At 33.9% G+C, this 25963-nt stretch carries 23 protein-coding genes and 1 riboswitch; of the genes, 11 read left to right on the forward strand and 12 right to left on the reverse strand.

Annotated features, from left to right (window positions below):
* Nucleotides 1-66: 66 nt before the first annotated feature.
* From DFQ10_RS06045 to DFQ10_RS06090, 10 genes are all read right to left on the reverse strand, one after another.
* Nucleotides 67-969 (reverse strand): EamA family transporter, encoded by a 903-nt coding sequence (locus DFQ10_RS06045; protein WP_115816509.1) that lies wholly within the window; start codon nt 967-969, stop codon nt 67-69.
* A 50-nt stretch (nt 970-1019) separates the two neighbouring features.
* Entirely contained in the window at nt 1020-1661 is a 642-nt protein-coding gene (locus tag DFQ10_RS06050; RefSeq protein ID WP_115816510.1) for a thiamine phosphate synthase, read from the reverse strand.
* Between the two features lie 214 nt (nt 1662-1875).
* Nucleotides 1876-2673: a type 1 glutamine amidotransferase domain-containing protein gene (locus DFQ10_RS06055; RefSeq protein ID WP_181897591.1), complete on the reverse strand. Its 798-nt coding sequence runs from the start codon at nt 2671-2673 to the stop codon at nt 1876-1878.
* Between the two features lie 98 nt (nt 2674-2771).
* A complete protein-coding gene (locus DFQ10_RS06060; RefSeq protein WP_115816511.1) occupies nt 2772-3932 on the reverse strand; it encodes an iron-containing alcohol dehydrogenase in 1161 nt (386 codons plus the stop codon).
* Nucleotides 3933-3953: 21 nt separating this feature from the next.
* On the reverse strand, nt 3954-4952 hold the full coding sequence (locus tag DFQ10_RS06065; protein ID WP_115816512.1) for an NADP-dependent oxidoreductase: 999 nt from the start codon (nt 4950-4952) through the stop codon (nt 3954-3956).
* Between the two features lie 13 nt (nt 4953-4965).
* Nucleotides 4966-5598: a nitroreductase family protein gene (locus tag DFQ10_RS06070; protein WP_115816513.1), complete on the reverse strand. Its 633-nt coding sequence runs from the start codon at nt 5596-5598 to the stop codon at nt 4966-4968.
* A 16-nt stretch (nt 5599-5614) separates the two neighbouring features.
* Entirely contained in the window at nt 5615-6280 is a 666-nt protein-coding gene (locus DFQ10_RS06075) for a Rossmann-fold NAD(P)-binding domain-containing protein (protein ID WP_115816514.1), read from the reverse strand.
* 1 nt (nt 6281) lies between these two features.
* On the reverse strand, nt 6282-6866 hold the full coding sequence (locus DFQ10_RS06080; protein WP_115816515.1) for a TetR/AcrR family transcriptional regulator: 585 nt from the start codon (nt 6864-6866) through the stop codon (nt 6282-6284).
* A 155-nt stretch (nt 6867-7021) separates the two neighbouring features.
* The gene (locus tag DFQ10_RS06085; protein ID WP_115816516.1) at nt 7022-8323 is read right to left on the reverse strand and encodes a Na+/H+ antiporter NhaC family protein; all 1302 of its coding nucleotides are present in this window, start codon (nt 8321-8323) and stop codon (nt 7022-7024) included.
* A 56-nt stretch (nt 8324-8379) separates the two neighbouring features.
* Nucleotides 8380-8477: riboswitch (SAM-I-IV-variant riboswitch) on the reverse strand.
* 84 nt (nt 8478-8561) lie between these two features.
* Nucleotides 8562-9299: an NUDIX hydrolase gene (locus DFQ10_RS06090; protein WP_115816517.1), complete on the reverse strand. Its 738-nt coding sequence runs from the start codon at nt 9297-9299 to the stop codon at nt 8562-8564.
* 354 nt (nt 9300-9653) lie between these two features.
* Between DFQ10_RS06090 and DFQ10_RS06095 the strand changes: the two genes are divergently transcribed.
* The 11 genes from DFQ10_RS06095 (at nt 9654) to scpA (ending at nt 23831) form a co-directional block, all read left to right on the forward strand.
* Nucleotides 9654-11369, forward strand: a complete 1716-nt coding sequence (locus DFQ10_RS06095; RefSeq protein WP_115816518.1) for a purine-cytosine permease family protein — start codon at nt 9654-9656, stop codon at nt 11367-11369.
* A 5-nt stretch (nt 11370-11374) separates the two neighbouring features.
* A complete protein-coding gene (locus DFQ10_RS06100) occupies nt 11375-12874 on the forward strand; it encodes a mannitol dehydrogenase family protein (RefSeq protein ID WP_115816519.1) in 1500 nt (499 codons plus the stop codon).
* Nucleotides 12875-13768 (forward strand): carbohydrate kinase family protein, encoded by an 894-nt coding sequence (locus DFQ10_RS06105; protein ID WP_115816520.1) that lies wholly within the window; start codon nt 12875-12877, stop codon nt 13766-13768.
* Nucleotides 13769-14293: 525 nt separating this feature from the next.
* A complete protein-coding gene (gene mce / locus DFQ10_RS06110; protein ID WP_115816521.1) occupies nt 14294-14701 on the forward strand; it encodes a methylmalonyl-CoA epimerase in 408 nt (135 codons plus the stop codon).
* Nucleotides 14702-14735: 34 nt separating this feature from the next.
* Nucleotides 14736-16295 (forward strand): acyl-CoA carboxylase subunit beta, encoded by a 1560-nt coding sequence (locus DFQ10_RS06115; RefSeq protein ID WP_115816522.1) that lies wholly within the window; start codon nt 14736-14738, stop codon nt 16293-16295.
* The gene (locus DFQ10_RS06120; protein WP_115816523.1) at nt 16295-16654 is read left to right on the forward strand and encodes an OadG family protein; all 360 of its coding nucleotides are present in this window, start codon (nt 16295-16297) and stop codon (nt 16652-16654) included. Before DFQ10_RS06115 ends, DFQ10_RS06120 begins: the two co-directional genes overlap by 1 nt.
* A 93-nt stretch (nt 16655-16747) precedes the next feature.
* Nucleotides 16748-17167 carry a biotin/lipoyl-containing protein gene (locus tag DFQ10_RS06125; protein ID WP_115816524.1) on the forward strand — a complete coding sequence of 140 codons (420 nt, stop codon included), beginning with the start codon at nt 16748-16750 and terminating at the stop codon, nt 17165-17167.
* Nucleotides 17168-17225: 58 nt separating this feature from the next.
* Complete coding sequence (locus DFQ10_RS06130) at nt 17226-18545, forward strand: sodium ion-translocating decarboxylase subunit beta (RefSeq protein WP_115816525.1); 1320 nt, start codon at nt 17226-17228, stop codon at nt 18543-18545.
* Nucleotides 18546-18591: 46 nt separating this feature from the next.
* A complete protein-coding gene (locus tag DFQ10_RS06135) occupies nt 18592-19881 on the forward strand; it encodes an acetyl-CoA hydrolase/transferase family protein (protein ID WP_115816526.1) in 1290 nt (429 codons plus the stop codon).
* Nucleotides 19882-19902: 21 nt separating this feature from the next.
* Nucleotides 19903-21693 (forward strand): methylmalonyl-CoA mutase family protein, encoded by a 1791-nt coding sequence (locus DFQ10_RS06140; RefSeq protein ID WP_115816527.1) that lies wholly within the window; start codon nt 19903-19905, stop codon nt 21691-21693.
* Between the two features lie 5 nt (nt 21694-21698).
* On the forward strand, nt 21699-23831 hold the full coding sequence (gene scpA, locus DFQ10_RS06145; protein ID WP_115816528.1) for a methylmalonyl-CoA mutase: 2133 nt from the start codon (nt 21699-21701) through the stop codon (nt 23829-23831).
* A gap of 71 nt (nt 23832-23902) precedes the next feature.
* Here scpA and DFQ10_RS06150 read toward each other — a convergent pair whose 3' ends face one another.
* Nucleotides 23903-24655 (reverse strand): acyl-[acyl-carrier-protein] thioesterase, encoded by a 753-nt coding sequence (locus DFQ10_RS06150; RefSeq protein WP_115816529.1) that lies wholly within the window; start codon nt 24653-24655, stop codon nt 23903-23905.
* Between the two features lie 16 nt (nt 24656-24671).
* On the reverse strand, nt 24672-25676 hold the full coding sequence (gene meaB / locus DFQ10_RS06155; RefSeq protein ID WP_115816530.1) for a methylmalonyl Co-A mutase-associated GTPase MeaB: 1005 nt from the start codon (nt 25674-25676) through the stop codon (nt 24672-24674).
* Between the last annotated feature and the right edge of the window lie 287 nt (nt 25677-25963).

Raw genomic sequence — 25963 nt, forward strand, 5'->3', positions numbered from 1 at the left:
TGTCACTGTGCTACTTCTAACTTCTCTATTCTCTCTTCTATATTCTATGTTCTGTATTCAAACTCCTCAATTAGAATATAAAATTAGAAAGACGCCAATCATAATTCCTGCTAGAGGGACTAACTTTTTGCGTTTATTCTGCTCTTTAAAGACTAAACCACCAACGACTACGGCTATTAATATTTGACTTCGTTTAATGGCTGATAATAGCATAATTAAGGCATCAGGATCTTGCAAGGCTTTAAAATAGAAGTAATCTGCGGCTTGCAATAAAATACCAACTGCTATAATGGACCAGCGGAATTTAAAGGCTTTTCGTTTTTCGGCATAAGGAAACCATGTGATCGTTAGTATAACAAGTAGAATCAATATGGTGTATAGGCAAAACCAGAATTGTAAGGTTTGTGGGTTAAGGCTAAGGTTTTGAATTAAGAATTTATCGTATAAACCACTGGAAGCACCTAGAAACGTCGCTCCAATGATAGCGAAGATCCATTTGTTGCGTTTAAAATTAATGCCTTCTTTCTTTCCTATTTTAGAGTAAAGCATGACTGAGAAAATGATAAGGAAAAAGCCTATCCACTGTAAGGGACTGGGTTTTTCTTGATAAATTAAAATCGCCCCAATAAAGGTGAAAAACGGTCCTGCTGAACGAATAGGTGTGACAATAGTAATCGGCAAATGCTTTAAGGCTTGGTAAGCTAATATCCAAGAACTCGCCATAATCGCTGATTTTATAAAGATAAAACCATGAGTTTGCCACGAAATCTTTTGAAAATTATAACCGTGCTCCAACGCATAATCTGGATAAAAGATAGACAATCCATAAAATACAGCAACAAATAAAAAGCCACTAGAAACGGTACCTAAAAGGACAGGAAACACTTCGTTCCCTTGTACAGCATGTTTTTTACATAAGTTGTGTAATCCTAAAAAAAGAGCGGCTAATAAGCCTAAATACATCCACATATTGGACTATATATTTTAGTAGTTAATTGAAGGAAAGAAGTAGGGTTTATTTACTCAAACGTGTGACGAATCTCACCCGTTGCAGATGCTTTTAGTAACTGATTGAATAGTTTTATGCTGTCAAAATTTTCAGTGATGGCATCAGAAACTGCAATCCCAGAAATACCAGTTTCTAAAATATCGGTCACATCATCTGTAGTGATATCACCAAAACCGATAATTGGTTTTTCTGTTATTAAAGCATTACTTATAGCCGTATAGCCACTTAAACCTAAAGCTTTAGTTGAACTATCATTAGCTGATAATCTAAAGGGTTCTAAAATAATATAATCGCTATTTTTGGCTATTAATGTTTCACAATCTTGCAAAGTGTTTGCCGTGCCACCAATAATTTGCCAGCTGTATAAATGTGGTCTGACTACAGTAGGGCAGATGTCTGATTTTTCTAAATGTACACCTTCTGCTTTTACGTCTTTAGCTATTTTATAATTACCATTGATGATTAATCGTGTTTGAAAATGAAAGGTGATGTCTCGAGCTGCTTTGGCGATCTCTAAATATTTAGCATCCGAAACATCTGTAAGATGTAATTGTACTAATTCTGCGCCAGATGTACATGCCTTTTGAATGTTTTCTAAATGCGCTTCGGGAGTGTTTCCTTGAGATATGTAATGTAGTTTAGATATAATCATTTTTGTTGTTCTTGGTAATTGAGCATTCTATTAAAACGCGGCGCAAAAATACAAATGTTTAGTTGCGTAGGTGATGAATATAGTATAGAAATGGTGTGTTCTTTAATACTAGAACTTATAAATGGAATTCTAAGGTCTTTATAGACAAATAAAAAAAGCCTGCAAACATAATGTTATACAGGCTTCTCGCTATTAATCAATTTAGGGGAATTGACTATTTTAATGCTTCTAATAACTTTTCTGCTACTAATTCTGAGGATGCTGGATTCTGTCCTGTAATAAGATTACCATCTTGAATAGCATAAGCTGCCCAAGCGTCTGCGTTAGAATAAAACGCACCGTTTTCGATAAGCATATCTTCTACTAGGATTGGTACTACCTCAGTTAAACCCACTTGTGTTTCTTCTAAATTAGAAAATCCGGTTACTTTTTTACCTTTAACAAGTCTTGTGCCATCAGAATTTTTAACATCTTTTAGAGCTGCAGGAGCATGACATACAAAAGCGATTGGTTTTTTCTGGTTATTGAACTTTTCGATTAAAGCAATAGAGGTGTTGTCGTTTGCTAAATCCCATAATGGTCCATGACCTCCTGGATAAAATACGGCATCAAAATCATCAGCGTTGATATCCGATAATTTTTTAGTGTTTGCTATTTTATCTTTTGCTTCTGTATCCTTATTAAAACGCTCAGTAGCTGCAGTAGCTGCATCTGGTCCATCACTAGCTGGATCTATTGGAGCAGCACCTCCTTTTGGTGTTGCCAATGTAATGGTCGCTCCTTTATCTAATAAGGTGTAATATGGACTTGCGAATTCTTCCACCCAAAATCCTGTTTTCTTTCCTGTATCTCCTAATTTATCGTGAGATGTTAATACGAATAATACCTTCATGTTCTTTTCTGTTTTTAATTCTTTTTGTGCTTCTGAAACGGTTTCAGAAGCGGTATGCTCTTTACAACTAAACGCTGTAATTAAAGTTAGAATAACTACTATAGTTTGTAGTGTTTTCATTAATATAAAATCTAATGTCAGTTTGAGGGTTGAGAAATCTGTTCTCGATATATCCCGACGGAAAAGTCGGGCTACTCGAACTGACATATCGTTTAAAATTAGTACGCCATTTTTACAATTTTCTCTACCTTATCTGGAGATAAAGTCTGGTGCTCGCCTAATGTTTTCCAACCACGATCAGTAAAACGTTTTGCTATTTCTTCAGCTGTACCTTCGTAATCGTCTGTATAATCTGATAATTTGGTGTCGATACCTAATTCATGGAAAAAAGCTGTTGTTCTTTCAATAGCTGCATAAGCCTTATCATCTGTGCTTCCTTCAGTAATATTCCAAACGCGTTCTGCATACTGTGCTAGTTTTTCTTTCTTTGCTTCAAAATTAAATTTGTAATGGCTTGGTGCGATTATGGCTAAAGTACGCGCATGATCGATACCAAATAACGCTGTTAACTCATGTCCCATCGCATGAACAGCCCAATCATTTGGTACACCTTTTTGAATTAATCCGTTTAAGGCCATAGTACAACTCCACATAAAGTTAGAGGCTGCTTTATAATCTGTAGGATCTTTCAATACTTTCGGTGCCACCTCAATGATGGTTTGTAAAATGCTTTCAGCGAAACGATCTTGTAGCAACGCACCAATAGGATATGTCATGTATTGTTCTAAAACATGGGTAAATGAATCCATTAATCCATTGGCTAATTGACGTTCTGGAATCGATGCTATCACTTGAGGATCTAATATGGAGAACTCAGGAAATAAACCAGGTCCACCCATGGTACGTTTCTCTTTAGTTTCTGCTCTTGTAATTACAGCACCAGAATTCATTTCAGATCCTGTAGCAGGAAGGGTTAAAACGGTTCCGAAAGGCATTCCTTTTTCGGTTCTAATATTTTGGGTTAAAATATCCCAAGGTGTATCACCTTCATATAATGCTGCAGCTGATAAAAATTTGGTGCCATCAATTACAGATCCACCACCAACGGCTAATAAGTACGTAATGTTTTCGTCATTAATCACTTTTAAAGCCTCCATTAACTTAGCGTATTCTGGATTTGCAGGAATTCCACCAAATTCAACAACGTCTACTTTAGATAAGGCTGTTTTTACCTGATCGTAAATACCGTTTTTCTTAATACTTCCGCCTCCATAAAGCAATAATACTTTGGCATCTTTAGGTATTTCGTTTTCTAGTTTTTCTATCGTGTCCTTTCCAAAAATTATTTTGGTAGGGTTTTTAAATTCAAAATTATTCATCTTTTTTCTTTTTTATATTATTTATAATTCAACTACCATTTTCCCTTTGTTTTTGCCTTCGAATAAATCGATAAACGCACTTGGAATGTTATCAAAACCTTTAACAATCGTTTCTGAATAGGTTAGTTTGTCTTCTGCTAACCATGTTGATAATTGTTTCATGGCTTCTGGGAATTTGTCCGTATAGTTAGACACAATAAACCCTTGCATTAAGGCACTGTTTTTTACTAAGAACGGTTGTACGCTCAAGCTTTTTGGTGCCTCTGTATTATTGTAAACTGAAATAGCTCCACAAACAATGATTCGTGCGAGTCTATTAATATTCACTAGAACCGCATCTGAAATTGGACCTCCAACATTATCGAAATAGATATCTACACCATTTGGTGCTGCTTCTGCGATGGCAGCTTTCATGTCTTTTGTGGTTTTATAATTGATACCAGCGTCAAAACCGAATTTGCTTTTTAAAAGCTCTATTTTTTCATCTGTTCCAGCGATACCAATCACTTTCAATCCTAGGATTTTTCCAATTTGTCCTACGACAGATCCAACTGCTCCAGCTGCTCCAGAAACTACTAATGTTTCTCTTGCTTTCGGTTTTCCAATTTCGGTTAATCCTGTGTAAGCTGTTAAACCTGTCATGCCTAAAATCCCTAAATAAGCTGATAGTGGTGCTTTTGACGGATCAACTTTAGTTAATCCTTCTCCGTTAGAGATTTGTATCGTTTGCCAGTTTAACATGCCAGAAACAAAATCTCCAGCCTTAAACTTGTCGTTTTTAGATTCGAGTACTTTAGCAATTACGCCAGACTGAATTGGTTTATTCAGTTGGAATGGTGGTACATATGATTTGGCATCACTCATTCGTCCTCGTAAATAAGGATCTACAGAAACGTATTTGGTTTCTAATAGTAATTCTCCTTGGTTTACTGTGTTTTCAGATTCCTCTGTTTTAAATTCGAAATCTGACATTGAAGGTTTTCCTTCAGGTCTGTTTTTTAATAAAATTGTCTTTGTCATGATTCTTTACTTTTTAGTCTATTACAGTCACTAAATCTTCCATAGGTTTTCTCACCTTAACAAGATTTACTAACCAATCTTCATCTTCTTTTCTGTAGCCAATAGGTAATAATACCGCACTACGTACTCCTTTTTCTCTAAGCCCTAAAATTTCATCTACTGCAGCCGGATCAAAACCTTCTAGTGGAGTAGAATCCACGCCTTCAAAAGCCGCAGCCGTTATGGCTTCAGCAAATGCGATATAGGCTTGTCTTGCAGCATGATTAAAGTTTTCTTCCGCATCTTTTTGTGGATAAGAACTTAGTAGCATTTGGCGATAGTTTTCCCAACCTTCGTTTTTAAATCCACGAATCTCATTAGTTAAATCGAACATATAATTGATTCTATCTGCAGTGTACGTATCCCAAGCTGCGAAAACGAGTAGGTGAGAGCAGTCTGTAATTACCGACTGGTTCCATGCTACAGGTTTAATTTTTTCTTTCACCTCTTGGTTTGTAATCACCATAATCTCAAAAGGTTGTAAACCACTTGATGTTGGTGCTAAACGTGCTGCTTCTAAAATGCGTTGTATTTTTTCTTCTGGTACCACTTTTCCATTCATTGCTTTAGCGGCATATCTCCAATTTAATTTATCTAATAATTCCATATCTGTAATTTCTTTTTTAAGCGTTGTTTCCTAATTTGTTAATGTCATCTGACGTTATAATCACATCAGCATAATGGTTTGTATTTGCTAAGTATATCATAGCTTCCGCTATGGTTTCGGCATTCACTATTTTATATTTCTTTAATTTACCGATGAATAACGGCTGAATTACTTTAAAAATCACCAGTCCTATTTTTTCTAATCGTCTAGATTCTTGTCTATCACCACCAATTAAAGATGGTCTTAGAACAAATGTGTTTTTAATCTGCTGCATTAAGATGTTGTGTTCCATTTCTCCTTTCGTCTTATTGTAAAACACCGTACTATTATTATTCGCTCCCATTGCTGAGACGACTAAAAATGTAGGGATATTATTTTCTTTTGAAAGCTTTGCAGCCGCAACCGGAATTCCGAAATCTATTTTTTTATAAAGCGTTTTGTCTGGTGTCTTTTTCGCTGTTGTACCAATGCAACAATACACTTCGTCTGCTATAAAGTCATCTTTAAATTGGTTGAGCTCTAATAGATCGCCAATAAACTGTTTGACTTTATTTGGTAAACCTTCAATTTTTGAGCGTGAAAACAATTTAATGGTATCGTAACGGTCGTCTTCAATTAATTTTTGAAGTACAAAACCACCAGTTAAACCAGATGCACCTAATATGATTGCTATTTTTTTCATACTATTTACACATTTTTATACTGCTCCATGCCGATTGATAAGCTTCTTCTAAATGTGTTTTATTTAAGGTAAATGCTCCTCGTTTTTGAGTCATCATTAAAAATGACAAAGGGTTGATGGCATAAGCATATAATATATAATCTGAAAGCGGTTTAATAACCCCTTCTTTTTTACCACGTTCCCAAAGGTCGAGTAGGGGTTGCAAGTGCTTAATGCCTTCTTGTCTGCTTTCTTCGTCAATCATTGGAGTATTATCGCACTGTGCTAAAAACATAGCATGTTCGCATTCCTTAAGTTTAAAATCAGCGATGCGCTTCCATATCATTTCAAAGCCTTCTTCAATTGGCATGTTAGGATTAAAATCGGCGAAAGCATAATTGGTGTATTCCGCCTTAACATCTATATACGTTTGATTAACTAAGTCTTGTTTGTTTTCAAAATATAAGTAAATCGTTGCAGGAGACACATTAGCCATTTTAGCAATTTTGCTCATAGGAGTGGCATGGAACCCATTGTTGTTCACCAACTCTATGGTTGCCTTAACGAGTGCATTACGTTTATCTATACTTTTTTGAAGTTTTGCCATTGTGTTTTAATTCTGATGCAAATATACGGCAAAAATGAACGTTCATTCTTTTTTTAACAAAGGTTTAAGTTTAGACCTTAAATGAGTGTTATAAAATTCTAATCTGAAGTTTGATTTTTGTTTATGCTAATGCCTTTTCCTTGTTTACATTACTATTAGGATGACTGATGACTTCTGAATCCAATAAATAGAGTAGTAGACAACAGTAGTAACACTAAATACCATGTATTAGATACTAAATCCACATACGTAATATTACCATTCGCGAAACTCAATATCATTAACACTTGCGCGCCATATGGTAAAAGTCCTTGTGTAATACAGGCAAACACATCTAAGATTGACGCCGTTTGTTTATTGTCTAGGCCATATTCATCATTAATAGATTTAGCAATGGATCCTGAAATAATAATAGAAACCGTATTGTTTGCAATAGCCGTATTAATGGTAGAAACTAAAGCTGCAATGCCGAATTGCGCAGTTTTCTGATTTCTAATCAGTGTTTTAATTTTGTCTAAAATAAATTCGATACCTCCATTGAAAGCTACCAAAGCTGCTAAACCACCTGTTAATAAAGATAGCAGGAAAATTTCTGTCATGTTGGTAAATCCTGTATAGCTGATTCTTGTGAATTCAATGATAGAAAAATCACCATAAAACACTCCTAGAATTCCCGCTGAAATAACACCTAACATCAAAGTTGTAAAAACGTTAATACCTATTATAGATAAAACAATCACTATAATATAGGGAGCAATCTTTAATACAGAATACGAATAGGCGACGGTTTCTGTACTATCCGTTTGCAGACTTAAGCCTTGATATATAAGAATTCCAATAGTTACAAGCGCTGCAGGTAAGGCAATCTTAATGTTGGCTTTAAATTTATCACTCATTTTACAGTCTAAAGATTGGGTAGCTGCGATAGTCGTATCCGATATTACCGATAAATTGTCACCAAACATAGAACCACCTAATAAGGCTCCGCATAAAATCCCCAAAGAGAAATTACCAGTGTCCGCAAATCCAATCACTATAGGTGCCAAAGCTACAATAGCACCAACTGAGGTTCCCGTTGAAACGGATAAAAAAGCAGCGATGATAAAGACACCAAAATAAATGTATTGGCTATCAATGAGGTCTAATCCTAAATGAACAATCGTATCTACACTTCCCGTGGCTTTTGTGACGGCCGCAAATGCACCAGCCAGTAAATAAATTAAACACATGGTGAGTATTTTAGGATCTCCACAACCTTCTAAAAGAGTACTGATTTTAGAATTTATGGACTGTTTAAACATGAGAAATGCCACCAGAATTCCTGCAATAACAGCAATAGGAGCAGGTAAGGCGTAAAAGTCATTTTGAATAATTCCAACACTTAAAAACGTAATGATGAATACAAAAAATGGAAGTAAGGCTTTAAAACTTGGGGTAATCGGTTTTATTGACGACATGAATCTGTTTTTTGTCAGAATCACAAAAAGTAGACAACAAGCAAATACGTGGGAATGGCTGTAACGTTTTTTCCAAAGTATTTGGCTTATCTTATTTAGCACCTTGCTCGTTACTGCAGGTTGCTATCTCTTATTGAGATTCTTGATAATTAAGTGGGCAAAACTAAAAGGTTTTTAAATACTAAAACTTAAAATTGTGTTATTTTTTTAAACTAAACTTTAAGCTGTGTTTTTCGAATTAAATATTAATCAAGTAATTTTTATGATACATTTTTTTATAAATGTCTTTACTAAACATATATAATTGTGCTGGTTTTTTAGACACACCAACTTGTTTCTCGTCTAAAGGAATGATGTACTTTTTATTAATCAGTTTTCTTCTGAAATTACGGTTATCAATCTCTATTCCTAAAATGGATTCATAGAGATCTTGTACGTCATTAATCGTGAATTTATCTGGAAGTAACTCAAATATAATAGGCTCTACTAAGCATTTTGTTTTTAAATCTTCGTGAGCTTCTTCAATAATCTGTTGGTGATCGAATCCTAATTCTGGTAATTCTCTAACTGGAAACCATTTGGCTTCATACTTATTATTATCAACATCAACATCTTCTGTTTTTAACAAGAAGTAATACGCTATAGTAATCGTTCTAAGGTTAAACTCTTGATTTTGAACCCAAATAAGATCTTTTTTATTTGATAAACGATCTGGATTTCCAAAGGCCTTAAATTGTTTTTTATACTGATTGGTTAATCCTGTTAATTCTTTTAATACGCGTGTTGCTGATTCATCTAACGTTTCATCTTCATAAACGTGGTATCCCGTAAGTACATAATCATTAACTAAGACGTCTTTGGTGGTTTCAGATTCTAAATACCGTTTTATAAGAAGCACATTTAAAGATTTGGTATTGGTGTCGTATCCAAAAACCACACAATCCACAGATAAATTAAGAATTTTATTAGGCTCCATAATATCAAATTATGTGATAAAAGTAAATAATTTAAACGAATAAACGTCATTATTACATTAAATATCGATTTAATAAAATCCTTGTAGACAAGGTATTCAGATATCAATATACCATAGTATCAAGATAATATATTATATTTTTATTCCGTTGATTAGGAGATATTCAAATATTATTTTATACATTTGAATAATAAACGTAAATATGACGTTTGTAAATGAATCAGTATTAAAATTGTTAAAACCATAGAATTACAATTGCGTAAATCTTAATTCAGAACATAACCTAACGACAAACACATTGGTATGTACGTCAGAATAAAATATTTAAACAAGGCTAATTTCAATTTATAAATTATGGACGCAACCAATGACTTTCAGCAATTCGAAAACTTAGAGGACGAACAATTACCAATTGCGAAACATAAATTACATAATTGGACGCATTTTGCAGGTATTTATGCCGCTGAGCATGTTGCGGCAACTGAGTTTGTTATTGGTGCTACTTTTGTTGCACTAGGAGCTACAACTAAAGATATTCTATTAGGGTTATTAATTGGTAATATCTTGGCTGTTTTAAGTTGGACGTTCATTACATCTCCTATTGCTGTAGATACGCGATTAAGCTTATACACTTATCTCAATAAGATTGCAGGAGATTCAATGACCAAACTTTACAATTGGGCTAATGTCATTATCTTCACAGTAATATCTGCTGCCATGATTACGGTATCTGCTACAGCTGTTAGGTTTGCGTTTAATATTCCACCACAATTAAACTGGTATCCCACCAATTCGTGGTTTGTACTCATCGTATTAATTGTTGGAACAGTTGTCGTATCTATAGCTATTTATGGTTTTAAAGCCGTTTCAGAATTTGCTGGTATTTGTGCGCCGTGGTTATTTGTGATGTTTACTTGTGGTGCTTTTGTGTTGTTACCGGCCTTATCTTTAGAAGTAATGGGAAAACCATTACCAAATGGATGGGCAGATTTTATAAGCTTAGGTGACCAATCTATCTGGACAGGAGTAAACAGTGATGGAGAAGCAGGTATCGGTTTAACAGAAGTTATTGGTTTTGCGTGGGCTGCTAATACCATCACACATTTTGGACTTATAGATATGGCATTATTCCGTTTCTCAAAAAAGAAAATATACGGACTAACAACGAGTACAGGCATGATGTTTGGTCATTATGTCGCTTGGATTTCTGCAGGAATTATGGGTGCAGGAGCGGCTGTTATCATCGGAAAATCTATAGTAGAACTAGATCCTGGTGATGTCGCATATTACGCCTTAGGATGGTCAGGCTTTGTTATTGTAATTGTTGCAGGCTGGACGACCGCAGTTGCTAATCTTTATAGAGCTGGTTTGGCGGCACAAGCGATATTTAAAAATCATTCGCGTAAAAAAACGACCATAGCAGTTGGTTTAGTCACTATGATTGTGGCCTGTTTTCCGTTTGTATTTTCTCAAATACTACCTTTACTTACTTATGCTGGTTTATTAGTTGTACCGGTTGGAGCCATTGTGTTTACAGAGCATCAAATATTTCCTCGAATTGGTTACACACGTTATTGGTTACACTATCGCCAATTAACTGTTAGTACTCCTGCAATTGTTTCATGGGCACTAGGTCTTGTATTTGGGTTTGGGTTGAACGCATTAAACGTCATGTCTTTCTTTTATCTGTTTATACCCACTTGGATATTCACAATCGTCGTTTATACATTTTTAGCAGGACGCTATGGTGCTAAAAGCAAGTATCCGGAAGCTGAAGAAAAAGAAAGATTGCGCAACATCAACATCTCAAAATTTCAAGAGCAAAAAGCAGAAGGAGAGCAAATTATCATAAAAGACACAACATTATTTACTAAAATATTAAGAGGCATTTCTTTACTTGTTCTACTCATTACAGTAGTCTTAGCCTGTATTGTTTTATTTGGCAGTGAAGATGCGGATATGTATACACAAAATCGAGAGGTGTTTTATAAATATGCATTTATCTGTACCGTAATATATTTTGTAACAGCCTATTGGGCACTTCAGCGTGGAAAAATAAAAAACACCTAAATATCATGGAACATAACATCAAACTTAATCAAAAGAGTTTAGGAGAAATTTCTAAAATAATTTCTTGTCCAACTTACGATAGAAGCCAACTCAAAACGGGTATTGTACATATTGGTATCGGTGGATTTCACAGAGCTCATGAAGCACTTTATACAGACCAATTGTTACACGATTCTTCGGTTACAGATTGGGGAATTTGTGGAGTGGCTTTATTAGATTTTGACACTAAAATATATAATACTTTAAAAGAACAAGATGGCTTATATACTTTAATGGTTAAAGAATTAGATGGTACACTAACAAAACGTGTAATAGGTTCTATTGTCGAGTGTCTCTATGCGCCTGAGAATCCTTTAAAGGTGATTGAAAAAATGGCAAGTTCAGAAGTTAAAATTATATCCTTAACCATTACAGAAGGTGGTTATAATTATGATGAAGCTACTGGAACTTTTAATTTTAAGAATCCATTAATTCAACACGATTTAGAAAATCCGCATGAACCAAAAACAATTTTCGGTTATTTAACGCAAGCTTTAAAACTTAGAAAAGTACGTGGTTTAAAAGGTTGTACTATTCAATCTTGCGATAATATTCAAGGCAATGGTCATTTTGCTAAAAAGATGCTTTTAAGCTATGTGCAAGTTGCTGAGCCAGAATTGATAACATGGATAGACGCAAACGTGTCTTTTCCAAATGCTATGGTAGATAGAATTACACCATCAACATCACCATTAGATATCGAAATATTAAAAGAAACATCTGGTATAGATGATGCTTGGCCTGTAGTTTGTGAACCTTTTAAACAATGGGTTATTGAAGATGATTTCATTGCAGGAAGACCAGCTTGGGAAACTGTTGGTGTACAGTTTGTAGAAGATGTCGTTCCGTATGAAAAAATGAAATTAAGTTTACTAAATGCAGGACATTCTGTACTAGGTATTCTTGGCGCATTATATGGTTATTCTACTATAGATGAAGCTGCAAGCAATGGCGATATTAGTTCGTTTTTAAGGATTTATATGGGTAATGAAGTCACACCAACCTTAGGAGATTTAGAAGGTGTCAATTTAAAAAACTATAAATTTTCATTAATACAAAGGTTTGGTAATACTTATATTAAAGACCAAATTGATAGAATCTGTTCTCAGAGTTCTGCTAAAATTCCAATATTTATTTTACCTACCATTTATACGCAATTGGTAAATAAAGGATCCATAGATCATGCGGCTTTTATAATCGCTGCTTTTGCAATTTATAGCGTTGGTGTTAACGAATTTGGAACCCAACTTATTATTAAAGATGCTATGGAAACGGTTTTAAACGAAAAAGCCATTGCATCAAGAAAGAATCCAGAAGCGTTCTTAGAAATAGAATCTATTTTTGGAAAACTTAAAAACGATAAAATGTTTGTTGATGCGTACACCAATGCATATCAAAATATTGTCCACAATGGCATTGAAAAATCGGTAAAGGATATCAATAGTAATGTTTTAAATGAAATTTAAATGAAAAACATAGTTTGCTTTGGAGAAGTATTATGGGATGTATTTCCTAACCGAAAAAAGATTGGAGGAGCACCTTTAAATGTAGCTTTACGGTTGCAATCATTAGAGAATAATGTATCTATTATCACTAGAATAGGTGAAGATTCAGATGGAGAAGGTATTTTTACTTTCATAAAAGAAAATGGAGTTGCTGTTGATAATATTCAAATGGATTCTGAATTAAAAACAGGTGAAGTCGCCGTTATATTAAATGAAGAAGGTTCAGCATCTTACACTATAAATTACCCAAGAGCTTGGGATCGTATTCAATTGACAAAAAACGCTAAGGCTGTTACTTTAGCTTCAGATGTTTTTATATATGGAAGTTTGAGTGCAAGAGATCATAATACTAAACAGACGCTTTATTCCCTTTTAGAAATTGCTCCTTATAAGATTTTTGACGTTAATCTTAGAGCTCCATATTACACCAAGGAAGTTTTAAATCACTTAATGGAGTCTGCGGATTTTATTAAGTTTAATGATGATGAAATTATGGATATAGTTAAGGCTATGAATTTTGAAACAGAATCTATAAAAGATGGTATTAAATTTATAGCTCAGCAGACTAATACAAAATCAATTTGTGTAACATTAGGTTCAAAAGGAGCTATGCTGTTTTATAATGACACCTTTTATTATAATAAAGGGTATAAAGTTAATGTTGTAGATACTGTAGGCTCTGGTGATTCTTTTTTAGCCGCTTTAACGGATAAGTTACTTAAAGGAGAAGCTCCACAAACCGCTATCGATTTTGCATGTGCTGTTGGAGCTATTGTGGCGAGTAGGGAAGGAGCTAATCCTAAACTCAATCAAAACGACATAGAAACATTAATGACTGAAAATATTGATTGCTAAACCCAAATACCCTAATTAATAGCAATTTTAGTGAGGCTTTATGATTTAATCATAAGGCTTTTCTTTTTTCTAGGGTCTATGTTTAAAAACAAATTATAATACCTCTAAAATAAATCATTCTTTAATACCCTTTGGATTTACAGTCCTAGTTTCTGTAGCATAATTCATAAATACTTTCAGTGTATTAAGGTATATTTTACTTGCCAATGATTTTTTGAGATAAAATAATGTTACTACGATAAAATGAATCTGTTTTGATTTTGTAATTATCAAAATAGAGGTGTATATTTTGATATATTCATAATTTATATACCTCAAAAATGAAGAGTTCATAAATCGTCTTTCGGTTGTCAATATGCTTATTAAATCTCGAATCTCTTGTACGCTACTGATTTCGGTAAACAGCAAGCTTTACACCTAGCGATATAGAGAAAGTGAGTAAATATAGTCTCTCAGAATATGATTTCTATCATAAAATAAAAAACAGTCCTAAACTAAATTTGTAGAAAATTAATCAACTTAATTATGAATATATCACACATAGAGCATTTAGGAATTGCAGTAGAAAATTTAGATGAAGCCATTAAATACTATGAACAGGTATTAGGGATGAAATGCTATTCTATAGAGGAGGTTGTCGATCAAAAAGTGAAGACAGCCTTTTTTTTGGTAGGTAACACAAAAATTGAATTATTAGAAAGTACCTCGCCAGATGGACCAATAGGAAAATTTATCGCAAAAAAAGGACAAGGCATACATCATATAGCATTTGCAGTAGATAACACTACAGAAGCTTTAAAAACAGCAGAAGAACGAGGTGTTACTTTAATTGATAAAACATCAAGAAAAGGAGCTGAAGGTTTAGAAATTGGATTCTTACATCCAAAATCAACCTTAGGTGTACTTACAGAACTCTGTTCAAAACCAAAATAAATTGATATCATATAATAGATAAGTAAAGAAAATTATGGCAAATCAAGATAAAATTAATGAGCTCATAGAAAAAAGAGCAAAAGCGAAGTTGGGAGGAGGAGAAAAACGTATAGATTCTCAACATGCTAAAGGTAAATTAACAGCTCGTGAGCGTATCGATATTCTTTTAGACGACGATAGTTTTGAAGAATTTGACATGTTCGTAACGCATAGAACAAAATCGTTTGGATTAGACAAACAAATATACCTATCAGATGGTGTTGTTACAGGTCACGGAACAATTGACGGAAGAGTCGTCTATTTATTTGCACAAGATTTTACGGTTTTTGGAGGCTCATTATCTGAGACTTACGCCTTAAAAATTTGTAAGGTAATGGATATGGCAATGAAGATTGGTGTTCCGTTAATAGGATTAAATGATTCAGGTGGAGCACGTATTCAAGAAGGTGTAAGATCTTTAGCAGGTTATGCAGAGATTTTTCAACGTAACATTATGGCTTCAGGTGTTATTCCTCAAATCTCTTCCATTTTAGGACCTTGTGCAGGTGGTGCAGTATATTCACCAGCATTAACAGACTTTACGATAATGACCGAAGAAACAAGTTACATGTTTGTTACTGGTCCTAAGGTTGTGAAATCTGTAACAGGTGAAATTGTAACAGCAGAACAACTAGGTGGTGCTAAAATACACTCAACACGTTCTGGTGTATCTCACTTTTTAGCTGAAAATGATGAAGAAAACTTATTGTTGATTCGTAAGATATTAAGTTATATGCCTTCTAATAATTTAGAAGAAGCACCAATACTTCCATGTAATGATCCTATCGACAGATTAGAGGATGCATTAAATGAGATTATTCCAGAAAATCCAAATCAACCTTATGATATTGTTGATGTTATTTCAATTCTTGCAGATAATGGTGAGTTTACAGAAGTACATAGAAACTATGCTAGAAATATTTGCGTAGGTTTTGCCAGATTCAATGGACGACCTATTGGTATTGTAGCTAATCAGCCTAAGTTTTATGCAGGTGTTTTAGATATTGATGCTTCTAGAAAAGCGGCAAGATTTGTTCGTTTTTGTGATGCCTTCAATATTCCAATTGTAACACTTGTTGATGTCCCAGGTTTCTTACCAGGAACTGGTCAAGAATACGGTGGAATCATTTTACATGGTGCTAAATTATTATTTGCTTATGGCGAAGCTACAGTGCCTAAAGTAACAATTACACTACGTAAATCTTATGGTGGAGCGCATGATGTAATGAGCTGTAAACAATTAAGAGGAGATTTAAACTATGCATGGCCAACGGCAGAAATAGCAGTAATGGGAGCGAAGGGAGCTGTTGAAGTTTTAGAAGGATCTAATATTAGAAAAATTGAAGATGCTGATGAAAAACAAGAATACATCGATAAAAAAGAAGATGAATATACAGAGCGTTTTGCGAATCCTTACCAAGCAGCAAAATATGGATTTATTGATGATGTAATTGAACCGAGAAATACACGTTTCAGAATCATTAGAGCATTAGAATTGCTTCAAAATAAAAAGGATGTAAATCCACCAAAAAAACACTCAAACATTCCATTATAATGACACAGATACTATTATATACAGATCCTATTAGTGAAGGATACGTTATACTTATCACCGGATTATTAATTGTTTTTAGTGCTTTGGTGATACTTGCGCTTTTCTTTAACTACGGATTACCAATTATGCTTTATGTCTATAAAATTATTACAAAAGGTAAAGACAAAAAAATAAGCGAAATTAAGGTGAAAACAGATAGTGGTTTTACAGGAGAAATTTCTGCTGTAATTGGTGCTTCGGTTCATATGTACTTAAGTGAACAGCATGATATAGAAAGTGGCATTTTAACCATTAAGCAGGTCAAAAAAACATATTCACCTTGGAGTTCTAAGATATACGGAATTCAAAATAGATTATAAAATATGAAAACAGGCTTGTTCAAAATGTCATCACGCAAGGAAATGATTAATAGCGAACAGCATGTGACCATAAAAAACAATAAATAAAGAGACATGAAAAGTTATAAATTCAAAGTCAACGAAAACGGGTATACCGTTAATATAAAATCACATGATGACAATGTGATCAATTTAGAGGTCAATGGAACTTCCTATGAAGTTATAATGCAAAAAGACATTAAAAAAACGAAAACACCGACGTTAGTTCGTTCGGCTTCAAAACAACCAGCTGCACCTTTACAAGTCACACCTAAATCTACAAAAACTAAAATTGTAGCACCTATACCAGGTACCATATTATCTCTTAACGTAAAGGTTGGAGATACTATAAAGGAAAACGATTTATTATTAGTTCTTGAAGCGATGAAAATGGAAAATAATATCATCGCAGAAAAATCTGGAGTTGTTGCATCTATTCAAGTTGCAGTAGGACAACAAGTGTTGCAAGATGCTTTATTGATAGAACTAGAATAATAATATCCAAATTGATGTGATTCAATAAAGAAAATTAATCATTATTTAAAATTTTAAAATGAAGAAACTAATTATAATATTTAGTGCCATCTCATTGCTTGTTTTTATTAGACCAGTACTTGGTTTAGGCGCAAATATAGCCACTACTAATTCTTCTGTATCAACAGCACAAGTTGATGTTGCAGAAGAAGAGAGTATTATCGATAAAGCCGTTGATGGCATAAAAACGTTTTACAGTTACACAGGATTTGCAAATTCCTCTTCTGGAAATGTTATTATGATAATCATAGGTATCGTTTTTATATATCTAGGTATTAAATACGATTACGAACCTTTATTACTAATCCCAATTGGTACAGGTGTTATTTTAGGAAATATTCCTTTTGTAGCTGGAAATCAAACGGGTATTTATGAAACAGGATCGGTATTAAACTATCTCTATTTTGGAGTTGTAAAAGGGGTTTATCCACCGCTTATTTTCTTAGGTATTGGAGCTATGACCGATTTTTCATCGCTAATAGCAAATCCAAAATTAATGCTTTTAGGAGGTGCAGCACAAATTGGAGTGTTCGCTACATTTTTGGGAGCTCTGTATTTAGGATTTAACTTACCAGAAGCTGGAGCTATTGGTATTATAGGTGGAGCAGATGGGCCAACAGCCATATTCTTATCCTCTAAATTAGCAAATGGTATCAACATACTTGAAGATGGTACCACCGTTAAAAACTTAATTGGACCAATTGCTATTGCAGCATATTCTTATATGGCATTAGTACCTGTTATTCAACCACCATTAATGCGTTTATTAATATCTAAGAAAGACAGAAAGATTAAAATGAAACCACCAAGAGCGGTAACTCAGAAAGAAAAAATGATTTTCCCTGTAGTGGCTTTAATCTTAACCTTATTTATTTCGCCAAGTGCGTTACCATTATTAGGGATGTTATTCTTTGGAAACTTATTAAAAGAATCTGGAAGAACAGAACGTTTAGCAGATACAGCAAGAACTAAATTAATTGACATAGTAACTATTTTATTAGGTGTTACTGTTGGTGCATCAACTCAAGCCGATATCTTTATCACTAAAGATTCTATGTTAATATTTGGTCTTGGTGCCATCTCATTTGTGATTGCAACTTGTGGAGGATTGTTATTTGCTAAATTTATGAATCTATTCTTAAAAGGCGATAATAAAATAAATCCATTAATTGGAGCCGCAGGAGTTTCAGCAGTTCCAGATAGCGCAAGAGTAGTACACCACGAAGGTTTAAAATCAGACCCATCTAACTTTTTATTAATGCATGCCATGGCACCTAATGTTTCTGGTGTTATTGGTTCTGCAATTGCTGCAGGTATTATTTTAAGTTTCTTAGGATAACATTTTAACCATTAGTTGAAAGATATAAAACACTAAATTTTACATTATGAAAATACCAAATATAATGACAGCCAATGATGCTGTTAAACTAATAGAATCAGGAGATCGCGTATTAATTCAAGGTGGTTCTGCTACACCACAAACATTAGTGAGAGCTATGGTGGCAAGAGCTCCAGAATTAAGAAATGTTGAAATAGTTCATTTACACACCGAAGGTGAAAGTGGTTATACAAATCCCGATCTACGGGAGAGCTTTCATACCAAAGCTTTCTTTATAGGAGGAAATGTTAGAAAAATGGTAGGTAATACTGTGGATTATATTCCTATTTTCTTAAGTGATATTCCTAGTTTGTTCCGTGAAGGGTATATGGATTTAGATGTGGTTTTAGTTAATGTATCACCACCAGATAAGCACGGTTTCTGTTCCTTAGGTGTTTCTGTAGATATTGTAATTTCTGGTATTGAAAGAGGTAAAAAAATTATAGCTCAGATCAATCCTAAGATGCCACGTACTTTTGGCGATGCATTGGTGCATTTAAATAAATTTCATGCTTGTGTTTTAGTAGATGAAGATATTCATGAAATGAAATTTGTAGCACCTTCTGCACAAGAACAAGCCATTGGTAAAAATATCGCTGGGATTATAGAAGATGGAGCAACGCTTCAAATGGGTATTGGAGGTATTCCTAATGCCGTTTTAACATATCTAACAAATCATAAAAACTTAGGAGTGCATACAGAAATGTTCTCTGAAGGTATTGTAGATTTAGTAGAAAAAGGAATTGTTAATGGTTCTCAGAAAAAAGTAAATCCTTATAAAATTATTTCTGGTTTTGCTATGGGAACACGTCGTTTGTATGATTTTATGGATGATAATCCAGAAATTGAAATGAATGATATTGCTTATGTCAATGACACGTCTATTATTCGTCAAAATCCTAAAGTAACTGCTATCAATTCTGCTATAGAAATTGATTTTACAGGTCAGGTTTGTGCAGATTCTATAGGTACAAGAATGTTTTCTGGTGTTGGTGGTCAAATGGACTTTATGCGTGGTGCAGCTTTATCAAAAGGAGGTAAGCCTATCATTGCCATTACATCTACAACTTTGAAAGGAGTGTCTAAAATTGTACCTTCGCTAAAACCAGGAGCAGGTGTAGTTACTACTAGAGCACATGCCAGATATGTAGCGACTGAATATGGTATTGCTGAATTGTTTGGTAGAAGCTTAAAAGAACGCGCACAATCGTTAAGAGATATTGCACATCCTGATAGTAGAGAAGAATTAGATAAAGCTATTTTTGAAAGATTTGGAAGTAGTTTAATGATAAAATAAATTTGAATAATAGTAATTATTATGAATAATAAAAACAAACCACTTTTTTCAGAATTTCCACCAGTTTCAACTGAGCAGTGGATGGAAAGAGTGACAGCCGATTTAAAAGGCGCTGACTTTGATAAAAAATTAGTTTGGAAAAACCTCAGCGGTATCAATATACAGCCTTGTTACAATAGTGAAAGTAAAATTACACAGCTTAAGAATACAGGTGAAAATTCTCAAGGTTTAGTGAATTACCGTAAGGTTTCTGTGTGTTGTGGAGAAACTGGAAATGATCTTGCAAAAAAAGCGATTGAAGAAGGTATTAATGGTATCATTTTTCAATTAATAGATACAGTGCCAGTTGCAGAGCTTTTAAAAGGTATCGATTTAAACCAAATTACAGTTTCTTTTGATGTCTATAATAATGCCACAGCATTTACTAAAGATTTGGTAGCCTTTGCTAAAGGAAAAGATCTTAAAGGCTATATTAATACAGGTATTATTTCTAACTATGTTACAACAGGTTCTTTTGATGACAGTCAAATTGAGATTGCTGCAGAATTAGTATCGTTAACTGCTGATTTTCCTAATTTTAAAGCTCTCACCATTTCAGGGACTGAGTATCTAGATTCAGGTGCTAATCAAGTACAAGAAATTGCTTACACATTAAATTCATTAGTGTTTTTAACTGAAAAACTAAAGGCAAAAGGTGTTGCCGTTCAAGATATATTTAACAACTTAAACTTTCTTCTAGCTATTGGATTAGAGTATTTTGTTGAAATAGGAAAGTTTAGAGCATTTAATAATTTATTAGCTGAAGTTGCTGCTAAATATGGAGTCTCAGAATTTTCTAATACCATTACAGCTAAAACCTCTATTTGGAGTAAATCAATTACAGATGCAGAAACCAATTTGTTGCGTTGTACCACAGAAGCTATGTCTGCCATATTAGGTAATGTTGACGGTGTTTTAATTGATCCTTACGATAAAGAATTTAAAAGTGCTTCAGATTTTTCAAGCCGAATTGCAGGTAACATTACAACCATTTTAAGAGAAGAATCTTATTTTGGTAAAGTGTCTAATCCGGTGGATGGTTCTTATTATATTGAAGAAGTTAGTTCTAAGATTGCAGAAAAAGCTTTAGAGTTGTTCAAAGCTATTGAAGCGGCAGGAGGATTTTATAAAGCATTTGAAAACGAAACAATTCAACAACAAATTGCTGAAATTCGTTTGCAAAAACTAAAATTAATAAGTCAACGTAGAACTCCAATGGTAGGTATTAATAAGTATCCTAACTTAATGGAAACTGTTGATGCTAGTCTACTTTCTGTAGGTGGTGCTTCTAATTCAAAAGTATTAACACCAAGAAGAGCATCTTTAGAAATTGAAGCAATGCGACGATTTACTGAAGAATTAGTAGCAGATACTAATGTGCGTCCAATAGTACAATTAGTAAGTTACGGAAATTTAACGATGCGTAAAGCTAGAGCAGCTTTTGCTTATGACTTTATTGGCGTCAGTGGTTTTGATGTTCACCAAGAAGAAAGCTTTAAAAGTGCAGAATTAGCCGCTAAAGAAAGTGCGAAATCAGATTCTCATGTGGTTGTCATTTGTAGTTCTGATGAAGATTACGATGAAACAGCTGTGGACTTTATAAAAACATTTAGAGCTCTCAATACTGATAAAGTATTATTGTTGGCAGGTGCTCCAAAAAATATGGATGAATTAACTGAAGCTGGTTTAGACGGTGTTGTAAATATGAGATCAGATGTTCTTGTGACACTTTCAGCTATTCAGAAAAAAGTCCAAAACAACTTAAAATCTTAAGAACTATGCAACCAGATTTTTCAGATATAAAATTAAATTCAGCTGTAAAACATACTGCTGCAATTAAAGAGAATAAAGATGTTTGGAATACTCCTGAGGGAATTCCTGTTAAAAAACATTTTACAAAAGACGATATTGCAACTGCAGAACATTTAAGTTTCTCTGCAGGTGTTCCTCCCTTTTTAAGAGGACCTTACAGCGCCATGTATGCGATGCGTCCATGGACTATTAGACAATATGCAGGTTTTTCAACAGCAGAAGAATCAAATGCTTTTTACAGAAGAAATTTAGCAGCAGGACAAAAAGGGCTGTCAGTAGCATTCGATTTGGCTACGCATAGAGGTTATGATTCCGATCATCCACGTGTAACGGGAGATGTTGGTAAAGCAGGTGTAGCGATAGATTCTATTTTAGATATGGAAATTTTGTTCGATCAAATTCCATTAGATAAAATGTCGGTTTCTATGACTATGAATGGAGCGGTATTACCAATTATGGCCTTTTATATTGCTGCTGCAAAAAAACAAGGTGTGGCTTTAGATCAACTTTCTGGAACTATTCAGAATGATATTCTAAAAGAATTTATGGTGCGTAATACGTACATTTATCCACCATTACCTTCTATGAAAATTATTGGTGATATTTTTGATTATACCACTAAAAATATGCCGAAGTTTAATTCCATTTCTATTAGCGGTTACCACATGCAAGAAGCTGGTGCAACGGCTGATATTGAATTAGCATACACGTTAGCCGATGGTATGGAATACATTAGAACCGGATTAAAATCTGGTTTAAAAATTGATGAATTCGCACCGCGTTTATCGTTTTTCTGGGCAGTAGGAATGAATCACTTTATGGAAATTGCTAAAATGCGTGCTGCGCGTATGCTTTGGGCAAAAATCATAAAATCATTTAACCCAACAAATCCAAAATCTATGGCATTGCGTACGCATAGTCAAACCTCTGGTTGGAGTTTAAGTGAGCAAGATCCTTTTAATAATGTTGCCAGAACTTGTATAGAAGCTATGGCAGCCACTTTAGGTGGTACACAATCTTTACATACGAATGCGTTGGATGAAGCTATTGCTTTACCAACAGATTTCTCTGCGCGTATTGCTCGTAATACACAAATCTTTATCCAAGATGAAACACAGATGACAAAATCTGTTGATCCTTGGGCTGGTTCTTATTATGTGGAATATTTAACACAAGAAATCGCTAAGAAAGCTTGGAAGTTAATTGAAGAAGTTGAAGAACTTGGTGGTATGGCAAAAGCTATTGAAACAGGAGTTCCTAAATTACGTATTGAAGAGGCTTCTGCTCGTAAACAAGCACGTTTAGATTCTGGTCAAGATATTCTTGTTGGCGTGAACAAGTTTAAAACAACTGAAAAATCAAATATTGAAATTTTAGAAGTTGATAATACCGTTGTTAGAGATTCTCAAATAGCGCGTTTAAATAAAATGAAGGCTGAGCGTAATTCAGAATTGGTTGCTGCTAATTTAAAAGCCTTAGAAAATTGTGCTGGTGGAGGTGAAGGTAATTTATTGGAATTAGCTGTTGAAGCGGCTGAAAATTTTGCTACATTAGGTGAAATTTCAGATGCTTTAGAAGTTCATTTTGGAAGACATAAAGCGGATACTAAATTAATAAGTGGAGTGTACGGAAAAGAAGTTGATAACGATAGTACGTTTGCAAAAGCGTTAAAAATGACTGATAAATTTGCAGAAATTGAAGGACGTCGTCCAAGAGTTATGGTTGCAAAAATGGGTCAGGATGGGCATGATAGAGGCGCAAAAGTTGTAGCGTCTAGTTTTGCTGATTTAGGTTTTGATGTTGATATGGGAGGTTTGTTTCAAACACCAGAAGAAGTAGCCAAACAAGCTATAGAAAATGATGTACACTTTGTTGGTGCATCAAGTTTAGCGGCTGGACACAAAACGTTAATTCCTCAGTTAATTGGTGAATTAGAGAAATTAGGCCGACCAGATATTATGGTTTTTGCAGGTGGAGTTATTCCGGCACAAGATTATGATTACTTATTAGAAAGAAAAGTAGTCGCTATTTTTGGTCCTGGAACTGTAATTTCAGAAGCAGCCATTACTATTATGGAAAAATATTTAGAACAAGAATAAGTTCTGATTAATAGCAGAAAAAGCCTGAGCATTATAATGTTTGGGCTTTTTTATATTTTAACTAATACTGTTTAATATTTTTTCCAATGTGTGTGTGCTGTTGCGCATATCTTATTGCTGTTTTCAACTTTTATGGTATGCCCAAAAGTATGTGTAGATGATAATTCTTTTGTTAATGACAAAACGGTATCTCCATATTGGGCTTCAGAAATAAAACGACCGTCTATGGTTTGTAAATAATAATGATCTACAATATCTTCTGGTATAGATTCTATAACCCATTGTAAATATCTAATATTATTGACATGTTTATTCATGTCTGTATCAAATCGGTTAACTCTAAATTGTTTAATATAATCAGCAGAATCTATCGCATTAATCTTTTTCTTAATATCATGATTGATTGAAGCAGTATTGAAAAAGGACCATTGTTCTTTAATGGTATTAAAAATAGGAATTGGTCTTCTTTTTTCTATATCGAAGAATACCCATAAGCCTTTAGCTCTACCTATTATATTTTGGTTTTCATCAAAAATAATATTTTCTCTGTAGCCTTTAATAGAGGAGTAGTTTGATAGCCACGTTCTAATGGTAATTTTCTCTTTATAACTAGGATAGCGGTCCATTTGCAAAACGCCAGAAACTAAAACCCAACCAACATTCATTTTTAAAAGATCAAATAGACTATGGTCAATTGAGTAGCAATGGTCGGCAGCTGTTTCTTCTAATAAGCCTAGCATAATTGTAGGTGTAGCTAAACCTAATTTATTCATTTCAAAATATCGTAATTCAAACTGTTGGTCAAAATAATTTTCAAATTTCATTTTGAACGGTGTTTGGTTAAAACGATTTTTTGAACTTTTCTATAATTTGCTGTGCTGCTTTAACGGGTGATATTTCAGAAGCAATAACATCCTTTTCTAAAATAGAAAGTTCCTTTTTAATATCCTTTGAATTATAAAATAGCTGTTTTAATTCTTCATTGATATTATTATACATCCATTTTATTTGTTGATGTTTTCTGTTTTTTATGAAATAACCATTGTTATCTACTAATGTTTTAAATTTCAAAATCTCGTCCCAAACCTTAGCTATACCAATATTCTTTATAGCTGAAGCTGTGCTTACCACAGGACTCCAACCAGACTCAGCTGCAGGAAAAATATGCAAGGCATTTTGGTATTGTCTTTTGGCTAATTTACTCATGGTAATATTATCACCATCAGCTTTATTAATGACAACCATATCTGCCATTTCCATGATGCCTTTTTTAATACCTTGTAATTCATCTCCAGCACCAGCAAGCATTAATAATAAAAAGAAATCTGTCATTCCATGTACAGCAGTTTCAGATTGCCCGACACCAACAGTTTCAATTAAAATAACATCGTAACCTGCAGCTTCACAAAGCAACATGGTTTCACCTGTTTTATTAGAAACACCTCCTAAAGTATCTCCAGAGGCCGAAGGTCTAATGTATGCTTCTTGTAAAACAGCTAACTCTTCCATTCTCGTTTTATCACCTAAAATACTTCCTCTTGAGCGCTGACTTGTTGGGTCTATGGATAAAATGGCGACTTTATGCCCTTTTTTTACTAAATGCAACCCAAAGACTTCTATAAACGTACTTTTGCCGACTCCAGGAACTCCTGTAATACCAATACGAATGGAATTACCTGAATTGGGCAATATTTCTTGAACGATTTCTTTAGCTAATATTTTATCACTCTCTAAATTGCTTTCAATAATAGTAATAGCTCTAGAAAGAATCACTCTATCACCATCTAATATACCATCGATGTAAGCTTTTGGAGTTAGTCTATTTTTGGGTTTGTAGTTTTTCATTTTAAGAGATGGAAAGCTATGATTTATATAGAAATATCTAGTCTAACAAAGATACTCATTATACAAAAAAGTATAGCAAATAAAGTGGCATTTTTATTAGGATTCTCTTGCCTAATTTTAAACTGAGTTGCTTTATAATAGTTGAGAAAATTTAAATGCGCTTTTTACTAATTTACTCCATCTTACTAGAATAATAATTAGGTGAAATATCTTTACAATATGCTATTTCCAAACTAGAAAACAATATGTACATAATGAGATTAACATTTCAATAGCTAAAAGTTGAA

It is taken from the genome of Winogradskyella eximia (assembly GCF_003386165.1).
Lineage (GTDB): Bacteria > Bacteroidota > Bacteroidia > Flavobacteriales > Flavobacteriaceae > Winogradskyella > Winogradskyella eximia.